This window comes from Aeromonas sp. R4-3, from assembly GCF_040908275.1.
Lineage (GTDB): Bacteria > Pseudomonadota > Gammaproteobacteria > Enterobacterales > Aeromonadaceae > Aeromonas > Aeromonas rivipollensis.
On sequence record NZ_JBFODK010000027.1, the window covers coordinates 13,244 to 29,877 of the forward strand.

13 protein-coding genes and 1 pseudogene are annotated in these 16,634 nt (G+C 56.2%); 7 read left to right on the forward strand and 7 right to left on the reverse strand.

All coding sequences use genetic code 11. The annotated features are described in order from the left end of the window. Positions 1 to 144: 144 nt before the first annotated feature. The 5 genes from AB5Y91_RS07750 to AB5Y91_RS07770 all read right to left on the reverse strand — a co-directional run bounded on the left by AB5Y91_RS07750 (position 145) and on the right by AB5Y91_RS07770 (position 8,078). Complete coding sequence (locus AB5Y91_RS07750; RefSeq protein ID WP_368169465.1) at positions 145 to 2,235, reverse strand: DUF262 domain-containing protein; 2,091 nt, start codon at positions 2,233 to 2,235, stop codon at positions 145 to 147. Then, positions 2,228 to 3,679, reverse strand: coding sequence for a DUF262 domain-containing protein (locus AB5Y91_RS07755; protein ID WP_368169466.1), 1,452 nt, complete (start codon positions 3,677 to 3,679; stop codon positions 2,228 to 2,230). The genes AB5Y91_RS07750 and AB5Y91_RS07755 overlap by 8 nt, the downstream gene beginning before the upstream one ends. Next, entirely contained in the window at positions 3,679 to 4,983 is a 1,305-nt protein-coding gene (locus AB5Y91_RS07760) for a restriction endonuclease subunit S (RefSeq protein WP_368169467.1), read from the reverse strand. Before AB5Y91_RS07760 ends, AB5Y91_RS07755 begins: the two co-directional genes overlap by 1 nt. Continuing rightward, positions 4,983 to 7,445 carry an N-6 DNA methylase gene (locus tag AB5Y91_RS07765; protein WP_368169468.1) on the reverse strand — a complete coding sequence of 821 codons (2,463 nt, stop codon included), beginning with the start codon at positions 7,443 to 7,445 and terminating at the stop codon, positions 4,983 to 4,985. Before AB5Y91_RS07765 ends, AB5Y91_RS07760 begins: the two co-directional genes overlap by 1 nt. A gap of 186 nt (positions 7,446 to 7,631) precedes the next feature. Further along, on the reverse strand, positions 7,632 to 8,078 hold the full coding sequence (locus AB5Y91_RS07770) for a hypothetical protein (protein ID WP_303809510.1): 447 nt from the start codon (positions 8,076 to 8,078) through the stop codon (positions 7,632 to 7,634). A 241-nt stretch (positions 8,079 to 8,319) separates the two neighbouring features. Here AB5Y91_RS07770 and AB5Y91_RS07775 point away from each other — a divergent pair. From AB5Y91_RS07775 to AB5Y91_RS07785, 3 genes and pseudogenes are all read left to right on the forward strand, one after another. Further along, a pseudogene (locus AB5Y91_RS07775) lies at positions 8,320 to 9,102 on the forward strand (NAD-dependent deacetylase). Between the two features lie 29 nt (positions 9,103 to 9,131). Beyond that, positions 9,132 to 9,464 carry a cyclic-phosphate processing receiver domain-containing protein gene (locus AB5Y91_RS07780; RefSeq protein ID WP_303809508.1) on the forward strand — a complete coding sequence of 111 codons (333 nt, stop codon included), beginning with the start codon at positions 9,132 to 9,134 and terminating at the stop codon, positions 9,462 to 9,464. Between the two features lie 337 nt (positions 9,465 to 9,801). Continuing rightward, entirely contained in the window at positions 9,802 to 9,981 is a 180-nt protein-coding gene (locus AB5Y91_RS07785) for an AlpA family transcriptional regulator (protein ID WP_080768032.1), read from the forward strand. A gap of 38 nt (positions 9,982 to 10,019) precedes the next feature. Here AB5Y91_RS07785 and AB5Y91_RS07790 read toward each other — a convergent pair whose 3' ends face one another. Beyond that, positions 10,020 to 11,213, reverse strand: coding sequence for a site-specific integrase (locus AB5Y91_RS07790; RefSeq protein ID WP_257726148.1), 1,194 nt, complete (start codon positions 11,211 to 11,213; stop codon positions 10,020 to 10,022). 188 nt (positions 11,214 to 11,401) lie between these two features. On the opposite strand from AB5Y91_RS07790, the gene sbcB reads away from it, so the two are divergent. Together sbcB and AB5Y91_RS07800 are read left to right on the forward strand one after the other, a co-directional pair. Continuing rightward, a complete protein-coding gene (gene sbcB, locus AB5Y91_RS07795) occupies positions 11,402 to 12,817 on the forward strand; it encodes an exodeoxyribonuclease I (RefSeq protein WP_368169469.1) in 1,416 nt (471 codons plus the stop codon). Positions 12,818 to 12,963: 146 nt separating this feature from the next. Beyond that, positions 12,964 to 13,470, forward strand: coding sequence for a hypothetical protein (locus AB5Y91_RS07800; RefSeq protein WP_106887035.1), 507 nt, complete (start codon positions 12,964 to 12,966; stop codon positions 13,468 to 13,470). 58 nt (positions 13,471 to 13,528) lie between these two features. Here the strand turns inward: AB5Y91_RS07800 and AB5Y91_RS07805 are convergent, their stop codons facing one another. Further along, a complete protein-coding gene (locus AB5Y91_RS07805) occupies positions 13,529 to 15,244 on the reverse strand; it encodes a glycoside hydrolase family 36 protein (RefSeq protein WP_368169470.1) in 1,716 nt (571 codons plus the stop codon). A 130-nt stretch (positions 15,245 to 15,374) separates the two neighbouring features. Here AB5Y91_RS07805 and AB5Y91_RS07810 point away from each other — a divergent pair, with 130 nt between their 5' ends. Next, on the forward strand, positions 15,375 to 15,734 hold the full coding sequence (locus tag AB5Y91_RS07810) for a CidA/LrgA family protein (protein ID WP_106887037.1): 360 nt from the start codon (positions 15,375 to 15,377) through the stop codon (positions 15,732 to 15,734). Continuing rightward, positions 15,731 to 16,417: an LrgB family protein gene (locus AB5Y91_RS07815; RefSeq protein WP_368169471.1), complete on the forward strand. Its 687-nt coding sequence runs from the start codon at positions 15,731 to 15,733 to the stop codon at positions 16,415 to 16,417. Before AB5Y91_RS07810 ends, AB5Y91_RS07815 begins: the two co-directional genes overlap by 4 nt. Positions 16,418 to 16,634: the final 217 nt, after the last annotated feature.

Here is a 16,634-nt window from a genome sequence, read left to right on the forward strand (position 1 = left end):
TGATAACACAACCATCAACAACAAGGTCTCGATATTGCGGTTTTTCTGAATGGCGTTCCAGTGCCACAGACAGTGAACCCCATATCGCTCACATAAACCGGACCATCCAATCTTGGGCAGCATGTTCTCGCTGTCCAACCGTACTCATGGTTGTTCCCTCATCTTGGCAGCCTCTGCAGCCAGCACGGCTAGCATCTGCTCCTGGTGTTCTGCGATCTCGGTTTCCTGCCAGCGACCTTTCTCTTTCATCAAACGGATCATGGCGAGCAACTTGAGGCTATCAATCTGGTTGTTGGCAAGGCTCGCTTCAAAGTGCTCCTGCTTCTGTTGGGGCTGGAAGTTACTCAGGCGCGAGTTCTTGCTGTGACTGATAAGGCAAAGGTTGCCAAACGAATGGAGTGACTCATTCTCAACCTCGTGCGCATTATGAATAGGGTGCTGAGGAGCAAAATGCTCCACTGAACTTCGAAACGTAAATTCGAAACGGTGAAACACCTCCCAATCGTGCCTTCTATCTTGATTGTGAGACAGCACCCACAGCAGATAGTCGAGGAAGTTGAAAACAAAGTTGTTCGCGATTTGGCCATAGGTAAGTTTGGATTTAATCGCTTCACACCAATGATCGTTGACCTCGGCGTGGGGCAACAAAACATGATCACCAAAGAGCATCTGGTAATAAGAAGCCCCTTCACCCGGCGCCAAAAAGCGCTGGAAGACAAAGCGGCGAGCCTGACTTTCCAGATAGGAAAGATAAGCCCCTGCCTCCACCGGTTGATCAGGGTGACAATTGTCGAACAGATATCGCAGTGCACCATTGAGCCAGTGTTTGTAAACCTGGGTCGGGGTCGACACATGAAACGCCGATAGCAACATCAAGATCCGCCGGTTCACACCATCAAACCCGCCTTCGTTCTCATCGAAGGTATTGAGGTAGCCAACGGTATAGATTTTTTGGGTATCGCCTTTTGAGTACCCACGAAGTCGTTTCAAACTCCAGCCATCTTTACGATCGTAAAATTCGCGTTTGATGATGAAGTGATCAAACAGATACTTGCTCTTTAACAGGCCATAGATAAAACGCTGAACTGCCGCCACTGGGTCCGTCTGCCCGATCACCCGCAGCTCAAACTGATCGACCAGTTGTTTATCATCGAGCGGCACCCCTTCTGTATTCATGGAGTCTCGGCTAACGAGTCGCAGCACATGGAGCAAAAAGTTGGAGAAGTTGATGACGCTATTAAAGCGCTCGGAGCCTGCACTCTCCTCCTCCACCTTCTGCTCTCCATCGAGTTTGTCATCCTGCAAAATGGCCAACAAGGTGCGCCCCTGGCTGGCGTCAATCACATCATCATCGCTTTTATCTGCAGAAGGGGGGCAATAAGAGGGTGCCAGCAGATCAAGTAGATGGGCAAAATCCCGGGGAACAAACTGACCCCAGTCTTTCTCACCGAACAGGCGATGACGCTCCTCTGGGGTAAAACCGTACTGGATATAGCGCTCCATATTGGCGCAGGCATCCCATACCCGGGTAAGTACATGAAGACTTTGGCGACGAGTCTCATCCTCGGGGATCTTGTTTAGCGTCGCCATCAGCCGCGCCTTGATCACCTCATGCTTTTCCAACTGCTCGCCGCGATTGTTCATCGCCTCAAAGTAGTGGTTGAGGTCAGTATGCTCGGGCACTTCGACACGCGTGATCTGCACATGATCAAAGAGATAATTACAAAAGTCACAAAGCTCGAGCCCTTTCTGGCGCAAAAGCTCTGGTAGTTTCTCTCCGATGAGCTTGAACCCTTTGACCAGCCCTTCATTAACGCCATCTCCCACTAGTTGATGTGGTGAAACCCCCTGCCATAAGCGCTCGAAGGTATGGCTCGATATGGGGCGACTCTCAAAAGCGAGGTTGATAGCACGATACCAGCTCATATCCACCGCATCTTTCGCGTGGTGTTTGAGCCAATTGGCCAGCAGAGAAAGCGTAGTAAAGCGCTGCTGGCCATCGATCACCTCGAAACTGCTGTCGTCCCGGGCAAAGACCACCAGGGTGCCGATATAGTAGGGCTGGTATTGATCTTTGCTGTTTCGCTTGCCCTGATAATCCAGCACATCCTGCAGCAGCTGGGTGATCTCTCCCTCGCCCCAGGCATAGTTGCGCTGGTACATGGGCACCAGATAGCGGGCGCTGTCTTCGAGCAGTGCGCGGATGGAAAAGGGGCGGACACCTGCATCACTCATAATATTTCATCTCCCGAAACAGCCCGACCAGTTCATCTTCGGCGCCGTTGCGATTGTTCTTGTTCTCTCGACTGCTCATGCTCGGCAAAGGGAAGCCGTGCAGGTCTCCCGGCAGACGGGCATCACGAATAGCACGGACCAGATTGTGCTCCAGCACGTAGTTATCCATGGTCGCCAGTTGCACCACCTGCTGGCGAATGCGGCAGCGATAGGCCCAGATAAAGCACTTCTCGATGGCCAGTGACAGCCCCTGGCTGCCGAACTTGTCGATATAGAAGATCAGGGCGCAGTCGAACATGGCCCGCACATAACGATCCCCGGTGCGGTGGCGGCGCTCGTAGCTGCCCAGGGTCGAGAGCACCTTGCTGGCCATCGGTGTCAGCGTTTCGCCAAGCAGGGTGGCAGATTGCAACTTGCCGGAATCAGACTCCTCGGCCACGATGGCGGCCACCCGCGTCTGGTAGTACTCGGCCATCTCGAAAAAGCGCCGGCCATTGATGATCATCTGGTCGAGATGAAAGGGAAACGACATGCGCTGGCCGTCTATCTTGCGCTGGTACTGGCTGTTGTACTCATCGACAAAGTGGTGGGCGATGCGCAGCGACTCCACGTAGGGGAAGTGCCCCACCCGATCTAGGTTGACCCCCTTGAAGAGATCCACCTCCCCCTTGCCAAAGTAGCGGGCCGACTTGCCCTCGGCCCACTGGCGTACCCGATAGAGATAGAGGGCGAACAGATTGGCCAGATCGTCGCTTGGCAGACGCTCCCAATGGGCGACTGCCTCGGCCTTGAGGTTGGCCTCATGTTCGGCAAACTCGCGCAGGTGAAATGCCTTGAGCAGATCGTGGGGGGCCAGATCGCGCCCCCGGGCATTTTGCGAATCGAAGAACTGGAACGCCTCCGAGATATCCTGCAGCACAAAACAGACCACCTGACAGCGGTTGAGCAAAAAGTCGATTTGTTGCTCGTCAAACTCAGGGCGTGCCACCAGCCGACGCAACTCCAGATAGTTGCGTCTGAGGTTGTACTCCGAATCCCGGCTTGGGAAGCGCTGGCGCTGCATAAATTCATCGACAGGCCCCCGCAAGGCCAGCAATTGCTCACGCAGATCCTGACGTTGGAAGCGGGTAGTCTTTTCTTTGCCACTGCGACTTTCGCCATCCAGCACCTCTATCAGCGCCTTGACGGTCAACATCAGGGTCAGGGTACGTTGCTGACCATCGACGATATCAAGCATCTCGCCCAGCTTGCTATCGGCGTGCTGATAAAACACCACCGAGCCCAGCCGATAGGCGCTCTTGTCCTGATGAGTCGCCAGATCGGTGAAGAGATCCGAAATATTCTTGGCGCCCCAGCGATAGGGGCGCTGATAACTGGGGATGGCCAGTTGGGGAATGGCCAGCAACTGGCGTACCGGCAACACCTGATTGTTGATGCTCTCCATCACGCCTCCTGCGGCAGCGGCAGGCGGATACGGCCGGTCAACAACTGCTGCATCATCCCCTGCTTCACATCACGGGCCTTGGCCAGCTTCTGCTCCAGTGCAGCGAGCTCGCTATCCATATCGGAGAGGATGGTGGCGATGGCTGTTTGTTCGGCCTTGGATGGCAAGACCATTTTCATATCAGTAATCATTTCTCGACGGACGGAGTCAACAGACGACTTTGCTGTCATAGACATGATCCGATCGAAAAAATGATTGCTAAAAAACAAATAGAAAAAATAACCAGAAACTCTTTCACCAAAGTTATGCATAAGGTAAACGCGTTGATGAAAGTCGAATTTACCATTGATGTAATGGAATACTTTCCCTGTACCAACGCCATCACCGGCAGTTAATACTGCCTCACCATCGAACGAATATGTATTAATGCGTTCAACGGTCTGAGAACGGACAAAAAATGGGTAACGACCATCATCGACTTTGTCTTGTGTATTTTTAGCACCAGTAGTAATTGAAAGTACGCTACCAATTGGTGCAACTTCCCAATCCTGAGGAATTTGTCCCAGCTCGCTGGATTTATAGCCTTTGGTGGTACCGTCGGGGTGCAGAGCGAACAGCGGTAGGCGGGTACGGCCAGTCAACAACTGCTGCATGGTGGCTGTCTTAATAGCTTTTTTCTTGGAGATCAGGTACTCCAGCCCAGAAATAAGCGCATCGCAATCGGATAGAACATCTGCAATCTGTTTTTGCTCTTGGCAATCCGATGGAATTGGTATCAGAAATTCTCTAACTGCCGATATTGAAAACTCCAACCTTGTTGTCCCAACAACAGATTTACTTATACGTTCCTGTGTTGCCGGAGCCTCTAATTGATGTGCAACATACTTTGAGAATATTCCATCTCGCAATCTAATTCTTGCAATTTCCCGGCTGATATTACCTTCAAAACCTTCAGGTACAACACCAATGTGGCCTATCGTACCTTTTATAGATATCAGAACATCATCCTTTTTTAACCTACTTCTAACATAAGGCTTTTCAATTTCTATAGATGTCCGATGCAATGGTGCTGTAGAGATGTTTTTCAAAAATTTTATTGCGATAATTGGAATGCCAGCTTCATCATATTTACCAACTTGAACCACTCCATAACATATTGGAGCGGCACTATCAACAATACTATTTAAAGATATAAGAGACCACTCTTGGGGAATAACCCCCACCTCGGTCTGCTTATAGCCCGCCGGAATAGACTGCTTGGCGACCTTCTCGCCGTCTTTATGCTGCATCATCTGTTCCGCCATTATGCCCACTCCAGCCCCATCGCCTTCAAATGGGCTGCCACCTTGCCTTCCAGCTCGCTGACTGTGTTGGTGAGCTGTGGCAGGGAGTGGCTATAGCGCTCTTCCAGCTCCTTTACCCGATTAGCCAGTTGCTGGGTGACCCGCTCAATCTCGGCTTCCAGCGCGCCGCGCAGGCTCGCCTGCCACTTGTCTTCCACCAGCAGGGTTTTAATCTCGTTGTCCTGCAGCTTGGGGTAATGAGCAAACACCGCTTTATCGAGGGCGTCGCTGGCCTCTTTGTGGGCCTTCTTGGCGCGGGTCTCGGCGTCAAACAGTTGCTGCACCTGCTTGAGCACAACCAGCTCCTCCTTGTCGGTGGCGACCTTGATGCGGGCCTTGACGCTGGCGGCGGTCACCTTCTCCTTGTCGTTCATCGCCTCGACCAGTCCGCCCTCTTCCCCACTCTGCTCCTCGATAAAGCTCTCCAATGCCTGGCTCGCTTCATCCAGCGCGGCTTGCAGGGTATCGAGCTCTTTTTGTTCATTGGCAAAGAAGCGGGCCACCAGCAAGGCGGGAGGGATAAGCTCGGCCTTGTACTTGGCCTTGCCAATCACCAGATCCGGGCTCTCTTTGATTTTCTCACCCTTGTCGGCAATCAGCTCGCGCAGAATCCGCCCCGCTGGCCAGCCATCCTGGGAGAGCACATAGAAATCATCTTGCAGCTGGCCCTGCCAGTAGTCCATCAGCAGCTGATAGATGGTGTAGGGGTCGAGCAGTTCACCAGTCGTCTCGGCGGTGGCACGGTAGCGCTCAAGCAGTGCTTCACTCACCTCGTCGATCAGCGCCTTGGGCGAGTCGCCCTTGGCAAACTCGCCGAACTGGCACTCGCTAAACCACTGAGCGAACGGCGCCAGCGCCGCTTGTTTGAAGCGGGCAAACTCCTCACAGGCCAGTATGGTGCCCTTTACCTTGGCGGCGGCGACCCGCGCCTCACTGTAGCCGGGACGAAGCGGGGCAAACAGGGTCGCCTTGAGGGTCGGGAATACCCGCCAGTAGGGACCAAGCGCCGCGATATCGCGCTCGGGGATGCCCCCTTGCAGGTGACCGGCCAGATCGTGCAGGTCTTCCCCTTCGCTGTCATTGATATAGCGCGGGATATTGAGGTTGTAGTCGTTGCGGGCGATCTCACTAAGCGGTACCCAGCAGCTGTAACCATCCAGGGTCAGGCCACGGGTGAAGGTATCGACAATCTTGTGGATGTCTTGCTCGCGCAGCCGGTTTTTGTTGCCATCTTTGATAAAACCTTTGCTGGCATCGATCATAAACAGCCCTTGCTCATTGCCTGCCAGAGCATTGAAGGCGCGGGTGTGGGCGCTCTCTTTGTCGATAACGATGATGCAGGCAGGAATACCGGTGCCGTAGAAGAGGTTGGCAGGCAGACCAATGATCCCCTTGATATAACCTTGTTTCAGCAGGTTCTCGCGGATACGCGCCTCGGCATTGCCGCGAAACAGCACGCCGTGGGGCAGGATCACCGCACCCTTGCCGGTGCTCTTCAGGCTCTTGATGATGTGCAGCAAGAAGGCGTAATCGCCGTTTTTCTCTGGCGGCACGCCCCAGACAAAACGGCCGAACTCGTCGTGTTCAGCATCGAGACCGCTGGTCCAGTTCTTGTTGGAAAAGGGCGGGTTGGCCACGGCGAAGTCAAAGGTCTTGAGCTGGTTGTTACCCTCCTTCCATTGGGGCGCAGCCAGGGTGTTGCCCTTCCAGATTGCTGCGGTGGGATTGTCGTGCAGGATCATGTTCATCCGCGCCAGCGCACTGGTGGCGTTGTCCATCTCCTGTCCGTAAATACTCAGTCCCTTGGGGCCGGCCTCGTCGCTCGCCTTGAGCAGCAAGGAGCCCGAACCACAGGTGGGGTCGTAGACGGTGGCATCTTGCGGGGTCTGACGGCTGATGCCAATCACCTTGGCCAGAATGCGCGACACCTCGGCCGGGGTGTAGAACTGTCCCTTGGACTTGCCCGACTCGGTGGCGAAGTGGCGCATCAGGTATTCGTAAGCATCACCCAGCAGGTCATCCCCTTCGGTACGGTTGGCCGATAGATCCAGCCCCTCGAAGATAGCCACCAGCTTGGAGAGGCGGTCGATCATCTCTTTGCCCTTGCCGAGTTTGTCCTCGTCGTTGAAGTCGGCAATGGTGATCACCCCTTGCAGATCGTTGGCGGTCGCCAGCGCACTGATGATGGTGTTGATCCCCTCGCCTATCTCCTTGCTGCCCTTGAGCGCCACCATGTCATCAAAGCTCGCCCCTGCCGGCACCTCGATCATGGCGTAGGGGTTACCCTTGGCCTTGTCGGAGACGTATTTCACAAACAGCAGGGTCAGCACATAGTCCTTGTACTGGGAGGCATCCATTCCGCCGCGCAGCTCATCGCAGCCGGCCCAGAGGGAGGAGTAGAGTTCGTTCTTCTTGATAGCCATGAGTCAGGTATTCCGATAAGAGTCTGTTTGCGCCAAGGGCGCATGGAAAACGAAAAGAGGCGAGTATTCCCAACCTTACAAGTTGCGGCGCCAGAGATTGCCGACGAGTTTACCCACTTGGCCCCGTTGCAACCATGCCTGATATCACATCAGAGGCGATGCACAGACCATTTGCTGCAAAAGCCATCATTTGCCTTCTAACAAAGCTGGCGGTGTGCTCTCGCCACGGCATTTGAGTTGCCCCAGCGCGTTGATTCGGCAGACGGTATCATCGGAGGCGCGCAGGTTACCGAGACTATCCTCACGCCACGTCACCCGCTCGCCGGTTTGCGCATTGCTGCCGCGCACATGGCCCAGTGCGTCTTCGCGGTAGGTGGTGCCATCGCTGCTCTTGAGGTTGCCCAAGACATCAGTGCGCCAGGTGATGCCGGTACCCGAGTCTTTGATGTTTCCCAGCGCATCCTCACGCAGGGTGCCCTGTTTGCCATCATCACACTGGTAGCGAGTATTGCCCAACGCATCCTCCCGATAGGTGCAGTCGGCGGCAAACACGACTTGCGGCATTAGGCCCAGCAGCAGTGCGGCCAGTGACAACGGGCGTGTCGCTAACCAAAAGCCGGGTTGGTTACTCATCGCATATCCCCTCTGACGTAAGCTCGACTGACTATACCGAGCGGACTGTGCAGGTTCGATACTGGGGTTTTGCACATGTCGTGTTTTCAGGCGGATAGGTAGCAAACTGCCCACATCCCATCACAGCTCCCCTTTGTTGCCCAAACAGGCATTGTCGCAAGGCTTCTAAATTGCCCTTACCCGAGTGGTATTGCGCCAACTAATTTGTAAATTTCAACCGATGCTTACCAAAGGTAATCTTATGCAATCAATTTCTTCCCGAGCACGAAGACATCAGCGCCACCATCGAGAAAAACGAGCACAAGCCCTTACTACAGGGCAAGGCTATCGCCCCAATATCATCTTCCTCACCGGGGCCGGCTTGTCAGCCGAGAGCGGAGTGCCCACGTTCAGAGGCAAGGAGGGTATTTGGCATCACGATGAAAACTGGCGCTATTCACACGCGAGCAGCCTGGACACGGATCTGGCTGGTTTCCTGGCCTTTCACAACCAGCGGCGTCAAACCATGTTGGAAGCCTCCCCCTCGCAAGCCCACTATCTGATCGCCCAGCTACAGCCGAAATATCGTGTCGGGATCATCAACCAGAATATTAATGACTTACATGAGAGGGCCGGTAGCCATGGTGTTATTCATCTGCATGGTTCAATCCGGTTTTTGGTACCCAAAGGCTTTCGTAATTCAAAATACCGGCAGCCGTGGTACAAGGATGTAAATATGGGCTAGTGCTGCCCATGTACCCGCTCACAATTGCGCCCTGATATCGTGCTGTTTGGTGAGACGGTTTATGAGTATCAACACGCTCGTCGCTGGCTCTGCGAGGCCGATATTGTGATAATTATAGGCACCAGTTTACTGGTTGAACCTGCATTCTCTTTGCTGCAAAACATCAACCCAGGCGCATCTGTCTATTACATCGATCCCGACCCCGGGTTGTCATCCCGGCTGCCGTTTCCCGGTGAGCAGATTGTTGATGGGGCTAATCGCGGTGTTGTTCGCCTATTGCAGAAAATATGTCATGACTGATGAGCCTGTAGTGACCAAGAGGAAGCAACATGAAATTGTATCTGGACGATGAGAGAGAAACACCGGCAGGGTGCGTTCGCGTATTCTGGCCAGACGAAGCGATTGCATGGCTAAAAACAGGAGCAGTGACAGAAATTAGCCTCGACCATGACCTAGGTGATGATAATAGAGGAACAGGCTACGACGTTATTCTTTGGATAGAAAAAAAGGTAATGACCAATCACTTCATCCCACCCCAAATTCGTGTTCACTCAGCGAATGTCTCCGCACGGAGAAAAATGGAATTGGGTATTATGGCTATTAATGATTTTCTGGCTAAGCCATCACGGATCGCCCCAGATGATACAAATTGTGTTCGCTGACTCAGTGACATGAGGGAGGGCCAATTGAATAAAGCAGTAGGGGTGCATGTTAGGCTGCGGTGGATTCAACTCTGAAGCAAAACCCTACCCTAAAGGCAACCAAGGAGACAGAACGAGCACCTCCGCCATTGAAATTTACATATCATGACCATGAGCCATATTGATACACGACCTTTTTCATTGCTTTTATAATATACAAAAACACGTATAAAATTGATTTTCGTAGTATGAGCATGGCGACTTGTTTTTCTATATCATAAAAGCAAGCCATCTAAAAACGGAGCAAATTGACACATACGCTAATGGTGTTTTAACCTCCTAAAAAACAGGAGGCCATATGAACAACAACGAACCTAAACTAATAAAAACCAAAGCGCTTTTAAAACAGCTTGGCATTTCCAGATCAACACTGTACAGGTGGATTAAAGAACACAAGTTCCCACCGCCACACAATAAAGGCTTTTATTCTACCGCAGAGGTCAGCAGTTGGATATCAAGGGAAAATCGCTCATCTTAGATGATGAATTACACCGCTATTTAATGACTCCATTATATTTACATTTCCTGAAAGGATGTCACAGCCTCCATTAATTTTTTATCCCATAACTCATATGCCTCACGCTGTTCATCTATCCAATCATGTAGATTGTAAATAGCCATGACACCCGCCATCCTGTGGCCAAGCATTTTTTCTGTGACTTGTGGTAGAACTCGTTCTTCCGATAAACGAGTACTGAGTGTCCGACGCATGTCATGCATACGCCAATACGGCAGCTCCAGTTTATCTCTCACCCGCTCTGCAAGCTGAATAAGAGATGCACTACTTAATGACATCTTTGGATTCACAGGTGAGCGGCATACAGGGCCGCCCTTTAGCCGAGATTTCGCTGCTGCTTCTTGCAGCAACATCATCACCCGGGTAGGAATAGGCCGACGTATTGGTGATCCACTTTTGGCACGAGCCGCGGGAACCGTCCAAATTTGCTCCTCCAGATTAAACTCACTCCACTGCGCCCCCAATGCCTCGCCACTGCGACAGCCCAGCAGGATCACCAGTTTGGCGGCCAATTTTAATCCGCGGCTGGCCCTACTCTGTTCGAATGCAATCCAAATCTGAGCGAGTTCACGCATGGTCAGCACACGAGTACCTCTCTCAGGTTGAGAGCCAACATCTTCGGTGCGTAATTGCAACACCGGGGAGCCGCCAATGAGATTTCTCCGAATACAAAAACTAAGAATGGACTTTAATCTGCGTAATAAATGACCGGCATTTTTGGGCTTTTTCTTGCCAATCTTATCAAACCACTCCAACCAGCTGGAAAACGGGATCTGTTCAACCGGAATACCAATAAACAGAGGTTCGAAATAGCGCTGCATGGTATGCTCATAAAGCATGACCGTACGGGGCCGCAGCTTGGGCAGATGATGCTCACGAAAATGCTCGCAGCACTGTTTAAGTGTGACATCATGCTTCTGGTGGAGCTTATCCCAGAAAACTCTGGGATGTTCATTACGCTCAAGTGCACCACGGATAGCAGGGATCAAAGCCCTGGCATCAGCGAGTTTAAGGTCGGGATAGCGTCCAATTTTGAGTCTCGCCGCTTTTCCTTGCCAGCGATAGCGATACTGCCATGAGATGGTGCCACGCTCGGTGACCCGAGCTGACAATCCATCACGATCTGACAATTCCGTCTTGCCAAAGTAGGGCTTACCATAGAGTGCCCGTAGCTTCGCATCAGTAAGGGGCATATGACTCTCCTGTGACTGGTCATCTGATTTTTCACTGACACATTAACGCGTCCTGACGTGTACACAGATACGTACCAAACTGGTCTGAAACGGACTGAATCAAGATCGGACAAAGTGAGACAATCTGAGATAACACTCCGTATAACGACTTGTTTTTCAAGCATATAAACACAATTCAGAACAACGAAATGAGCCAGCAGACAAATCCTACCTTCTATTTCCACGATTACGAGACCTTCGGTATCAGCCCCGCCAGGGACAGGCCGTCGCAGTTTGCGGGCATTCGCACCGACGCCGACTTCAACATCATCGGCGAGCCGCTGGTGATCTATTGCAAGCCGCCGGCGGACTACCTGCCGGAACCGGAGGCCTGTCTCATCACCGGCATCACGCCGCAGAAGGCGATGAAGGACGGGCTCTGCGAGGCGGACTTCATTCGCCAAATTCACGAGCAGTTCGCCACCCCTAACACCTGCGTGCTGGGCTACAACAGCATCCGCTTCGATGATGAAGTGACCCGCTACACCCTCTATCGCAACTTCTATGACCCTTATGCCTACGCCTGGCAGAACGGCAACTCCCGCTGGGATATCCTCGACATGCTGCGGGCCTGCTACGCCCTGCGCCCCGAGGGGATAGAGTGGGCCCTCGACGACGAGGGCAAGCCGAGCTTCAAGCTGGAGAGACTGACGGTGGCCAACGCCGTGGCCCACGCCAATGCCCACGATGCCCTCTCGGACGTGCTGGCCACCATAGAGATGGCCAAGCTGGTCAAAAAGGCCCAGCCCAAGCTGTTTGACTACCTGTTTGCCCTGCGCAACAAGAACAAGGTGAAGGCGCTCATCGACGTGGTGACCATGAAGCCCCTGGTGCACGTCTCCGGCATGTTCTCCCCCTGGCAGGGGTGCGCAAGCTGGGTGTCGCCGCTGGCCTGGCATCCCAGCAACCAGAATGCGGTGATCATGGTGGATCTGACCCGTGACCCGACGCCGCTTGTCGAGCTCACGAGCGAGGAGATCCGCGAGCGCCTCTACACCAAAAAGGATGATCTCGGGGATCTGGCGGCCATTCCGGTGAAGCTGGTGCACATCAACAAGTGCCCGGTGCTGGCGCCGGCCGCCACCCTGACCCCGGAGCGGGCCGATCAGCTTGGCATAGACAGGGAGCAGTGCCGCAAGAGCCTGGATCTGCTGCGGGCCCATCCCGAGGTGCGGGAAAAACTGGTGGAGGTGTTCAATCAGGAGTTTGCAGGCAGCAATGACAGCGATCCCGATACTCAGCTCTACGCCGGTTTCTTCGGTCACGGCGACAAGTCCACCATGGATCTGGTGCGCGCCACCCCGGCGGATCTGCTGGGGGAGCGGGAGTTTGCCTTCACCGACTCACGGCTGCCGGAGATGCTGTTCCGCTATCGCGCCCGCAACTGGCCTCACACCTTGAGCGAAGCGGAGCAGAAGCGCTGGCGCCTGCACTGCAGCGACTACTTCAGCCGCCGTCTGCCGGACTATGTGCCCCGTCTCGAGGCGCTGGCGGAGCAGAATCAGGGTAACGAACGGAACTTTGCGATCCTAAAGAGTCTCTATCACTATCTGGAAGATCTATGAGATGTGAGGCATTTCACACTTAAAACCCTGTCGGCTCCCCGCGCCCACGACATAATGAGCAGGGGAGCCAAGCTCCTGATAGTTTGATGATTACATGCGCTGCCGGCATGGATGCCGCGCTTCGACTGTTGGGGATCTTTCGTTATATGCGTTCAGCACTGCCTGCTCTCACTCTTGTCGCTTGTGCCTTGCTGCCCCAGGCCACCCTGGCCGGGGTACGTTTCGAGGTGCCGGACTATCTGCTGCGTTTGCCGGAGCAGACCTATCAGCTGATCGAACGCAACTTCAGCACCCTCTATCAGCAGACCGACTTCACCCCCCAGATCACCAACAGCTATTTCAACCACTCGGATCTCTATCGCTTCGCCGGCATTCCCCTGGCCATCACGCCCCAGAACGGCTTCCAGATGGAGATCTTCGGTCAGCTCTACAACAAGTCGTCCCAGATCTATGCCCAGATGAGCCAGGATCTCTCCCTCTATCGCACCCTGCGGGTCGACATGATGGGGGATCAGAGCGACGAGGTCGCCATCGGCATGGGGCTCGGCATTCCCTTGGGCGCCCGTCTGACCCTCAAGGCACTCGCCTCCAGCAACGAGATCCCGGGTTATGGCTCCGCCAATTACGCCATCGGGATGGAGTGGCACTTCTAGGGGTCAACCCCACCCGATAAAAAGGCTCCCGAGGGAGCCTTTTTGCTGAGTGCGGCATTCAGGAGTAGCGGATCACCCGCCCCTGGCCCCCCGCCAGTTCCAGCGTCTCTCCCAGGGGGGTGTCGTCCCAGAAATCCGTGCCCCCTGCTGGTAGTTCAAACTGTGCAGCATGCTCGCCCCAGTTGAACAGGCAGAGCAGCTCGCCGCCCCCGGGCAGGGCCACCCGGCCGCGGCCAAACCCCATGTCATCGAAACGGGCCGCCGGGGTGCGCGCCGCGCACAGGGCCAGCAGCTTGCCAAGGTGCGTCCCCTGCACCTCGTCCAGATCCTGCAGCCGATCGCCGGCCAGCACCATGCCGCCGCTCGCCACCAGGGCGGCCAGGTGGAACTGATACTCGGGCTCGCTGGCGTGTTGGCCCGGGATATCCCGCAGGCAGACGCAGTCGGGATCCAGCGCCCAGAGCCGATCGCTTTGCCAGGCGCGGCAGAAGGCTTCCCGCGCTATCTGGCGAAAACGGGGGCCCTGGCGCTCCACGTCATCGCTCACCCGCATGCCGTGGACCAGGCCAAGGCTAGGCCAGATGGGGGCGTTGCAGCCGAGCAGGAAGGCGCCCTCCCCTGCCCCGCGCAGCACGGCTGCCATGCCGCTCCGGTAAGCCTCCACCCGGGTGGCGGCGGGGTCATGGAAGCGGCCGCCGTGGATGGCACCCCAGAAGTTGGCATCCAGCTTGAAGTAGTGGATGCCCCACTGCTCGCGCAGGGTGCGAAACACCTGCTCGAGGTGCGCCTGCACCTCGGGATGGGTGCCGTCCAGCACATACCAGGGGGTGCAACGCCAGCCGCCGTAGGTGACCCGCTCCGAGGGCAGCGGCAGGCCATCCTCCCCTTTCACGAACCAGTCCGGGTGTTGCTGGAACACTTGCGAGCCGGGCTCGGCGATGAAGGGGGCGACCCAGAGCGCGGGCTCGCAACCGGCGGCGCGGATCTCCCCTGCCAGGGTTGCCACCCCCTGCTCGAACTTGGATGAAGGGGTGAGCCAGTCCCCCATCCTGGCCTGATAGCCGTCATCTATCTGCACGTAACGCAGAGCCGGGAAGCGCATCGCCCGCACCGCCAGGTTCTCGCGAATGTCGGCGGCGCTCACGTCCGCATAGTAGTGATACCAGGAGCACCAGCCACTCGGGCGCGCGGCCAGGTCCGCCACCAGCGAAGGGTGTTCGGCCTCGATATAGTCCGCCAGCGACCCCAGCAGTGCCTCCCTGTCCGGCCCCTCCAGGCAGATCAGCGCCTCGCTATGCCAGTGCTGGCCCGGTGCGAGGGTGCGCCCTTCGGCGTTCATCACTATCTCAAGGCGGCCGTCCGGATAGAGGCGGAACTCGCCGCCAAAGCGCTGGCAGCTCGCGAACGCCAGCAGCAGCCAGCCCCCCTCGCAGGCCACCAGCAACAAGTTGTGGACTGTGTGATAGCCGTCGTCCTCGGTGATGCGATAGACGCCGGCGTCGGGGCAGCGGCCCACCGGCTCGGGGGCCTGCCAGCTGCCCATGGTCTGGGCCAGCATCTGGAACCCCTCTCCGTAGATGGCCGCGTCGGGAGAGAGGCCAAGCGCCCCCTCAAACAGCCGCCAGTGGCGAACGGCCTCGGGGCTGGACCCGGTATTGTCCAGCCTCACCCGGCACAGGGGGCCGTCCCACTGACGGGTTTGCAGCAGTTGGGGAGGCAGGGCGGGATCGGCGGGCAACTGGCGCAATCTGGCCAGGAAAGAGGGGTACGACATGGGAGCTCCTTCTTGTGAATGGGGATGATGCCGGGGCCATTGTATCCCCTGTGGGTCAGTTGACCCTGTTCCATGCCCCCCGTGCCTGTTAAACTGCGACCTCGCTCACAGTTGCCAAGATGAGGCCCCCGTGCTGTTGCAACGCGCCTTGCGCTACCTTCGTGATTTTCTGGTCATCATCGCCTGCCTGCTGGCGGGCAAGGTCCTGGCCGCCCTGCTGCCCTTCGCCTTCCCCGGCAGCATCATCGGCATGCTGCTGCTGTTCGTGCTGCTCTCTTTGCAGCTGATCCGCTTCTCCTGGGTCGAGCAGGGGGGCGGCCTGCTGCTGCGTCACATGGGGGTCCTGTTCGTGCCGGTCGCCGTCGGTCTGGTGGCCTGGCTCGAGCCCCTGCGTCAATCCTTCGGCCTCATCATGCTCTGCGTCGTGCTCGGCATAGTGCTGATCCTGGGCGCCGTCGGCCATCTCTACCAGAGGATGAACAGACAATGATGTTCTGGTTGGCCATTCCCCTGACCCTGGCGCTCTATTTCATGACCCGGGCCCTCTACCGCCGCCTGCCCTGGCCCGTCATCAATCCGGTGCTGATCCCCACCGCCGTCATCATTGGCCTGCTGCTCTGGCTGGATCTGCCGCTGGATCAGTACCAGCAGGGTACCGCCCCCATCACTGCCCTGCTGGAGCCCGCCGTGGTGGCGCTGGCGCTGCCCCTCTATCAGCAGGCCCGCCAGATCCGGGACAAGCTCAAGCCCATCGTCCTCTGCACCCTCACCTCTGTGCTCATCTCGGTCTGCACCACCTTGGGCATTGGCCACCTGATGGGGGCGGATCCGACCCTGCTCGCCTCCATCGCCACCAAGTCCATCACCACGCCGCTCGCCATGAGCGTCAGCCAGTCCCTCGGCGGCATTCCCGCCATCGCCGCCGCCGTGGTGGTGGTGGTGGGGATATTGGGGGCCCTGATAGGCTATCCCCTGCTCAGGCTGATGCGGGTGACCGACCCCGAGGCCCAGGGGCTCGCCATGGGGGCCTGCGCCCACGCCATCGGCACCGCCGCCTCCGCCGAGCAGGGGGTCACCCAGGGGGCCTTCTCGTCGCTGGCCATGGTGGTGTGCGGCGTGCTGACCGCCGCCGTCGCCCCCCTGCTGTTTGCCCTCTATCACTGGCTGACCTGAGCCCGGCGCCACGCCCTCTGCCATGGCCGCCCCCTGCGGCCATGGCCTCTTTGCCCCTTCAAGCAGTCCATATGACACCGCCATGCCCCTGATGCTGCGAGCAAGCGCACAGATTGCGAAAGACAAACGTTTCCTTTACCATCCCCGGCCCTTTGCCCATCAAGGCGTGAGCGCGCTCACACATTTCACCGCGCTTGCTCCCTACAATGGCCCCCCA

Excerpts from the sequence above, each read along its gene's own strand:
- AB5Y91_RS07780 (WP_303809508.1), top strand. The coding sequence starts at position 9,132 with ATGAAATTGTATCTGGACGATGAGAGAGAAACACCGGCAGGGTGCGTT.
- AB5Y91_RS07760 (WP_368169467.1), bottom strand. The coding sequence starts at position 4,983 with ATGGCGGAACAGATGATGCAGCATAAAGACGGCGAGAAGGTCGCCAAG.
- AB5Y91_RS07755 (WP_368169466.1), bottom strand. The coding sequence starts at position 3,679 with ATGGAGAGCATCAACAATCAGGTGTTGCCGGTACGCCAGTTGCTGGCC.
- AB5Y91_RS07785 (WP_080768032.1), top strand. The coding sequence starts at position 9,802 with ATGAACAACAACGAACCTAAACTAATAAAAACCAAAGCGCTTTTAAAA.
- AB5Y91_RS07765 (WP_368169468.1), bottom strand. The coding sequence starts at position 7,445 with ATGGCTATCAAGAAGAACGAACTCTACTCCTCCCTCTGGGCCGGCTGC.
- AB5Y91_RS07815 (WP_368169471.1), top strand. The coding sequence starts at position 15,731 with ATGATGTTCTGGTTGGCCATTCCCCTGACCCTGGCGCTCTATTTCATG.
- AB5Y91_RS07750 (WP_368169465.1), bottom strand. The coding sequence starts at position 2,235 with ATGAGTGATGCAGGTGTCCGCCCCTTTTCCATCCGCGCACTGCTCGAA.
- AB5Y91_RS07770 (WP_303809510.1), bottom strand. The coding sequence starts at position 8,078 with ATGAGTAACCAACCCGGCTTTTGGTTAGCGACACGCCCGTTGTCACTG.
- sbcB (WP_368169469.1), top strand. The coding sequence starts at position 11,402 with ATGAGCCAGCAGACAAATCCTACCTTCTATTTCCACGATTACGAGACC.
- AB5Y91_RS07790 (WP_257726148.1), bottom strand. The coding sequence starts at position 11,213 with ATGCCCCTTACTGATGCGAAGCTACGGGCACTCTATGGTAAGCCCTAC.
- AB5Y91_RS07800 (WP_106887035.1), top strand. The coding sequence starts at position 12,964 with ATGCGTTCAGCACTGCCTGCTCTCACTCTTGTCGCTTGTGCCTTGCTG.
- AB5Y91_RS07805 (WP_368169470.1), bottom strand. The coding sequence starts at position 15,244 with ATGTCGTACCCCTCTTTCCTGGCCAGATTGCGCCAGTTGCCCGCCGAT.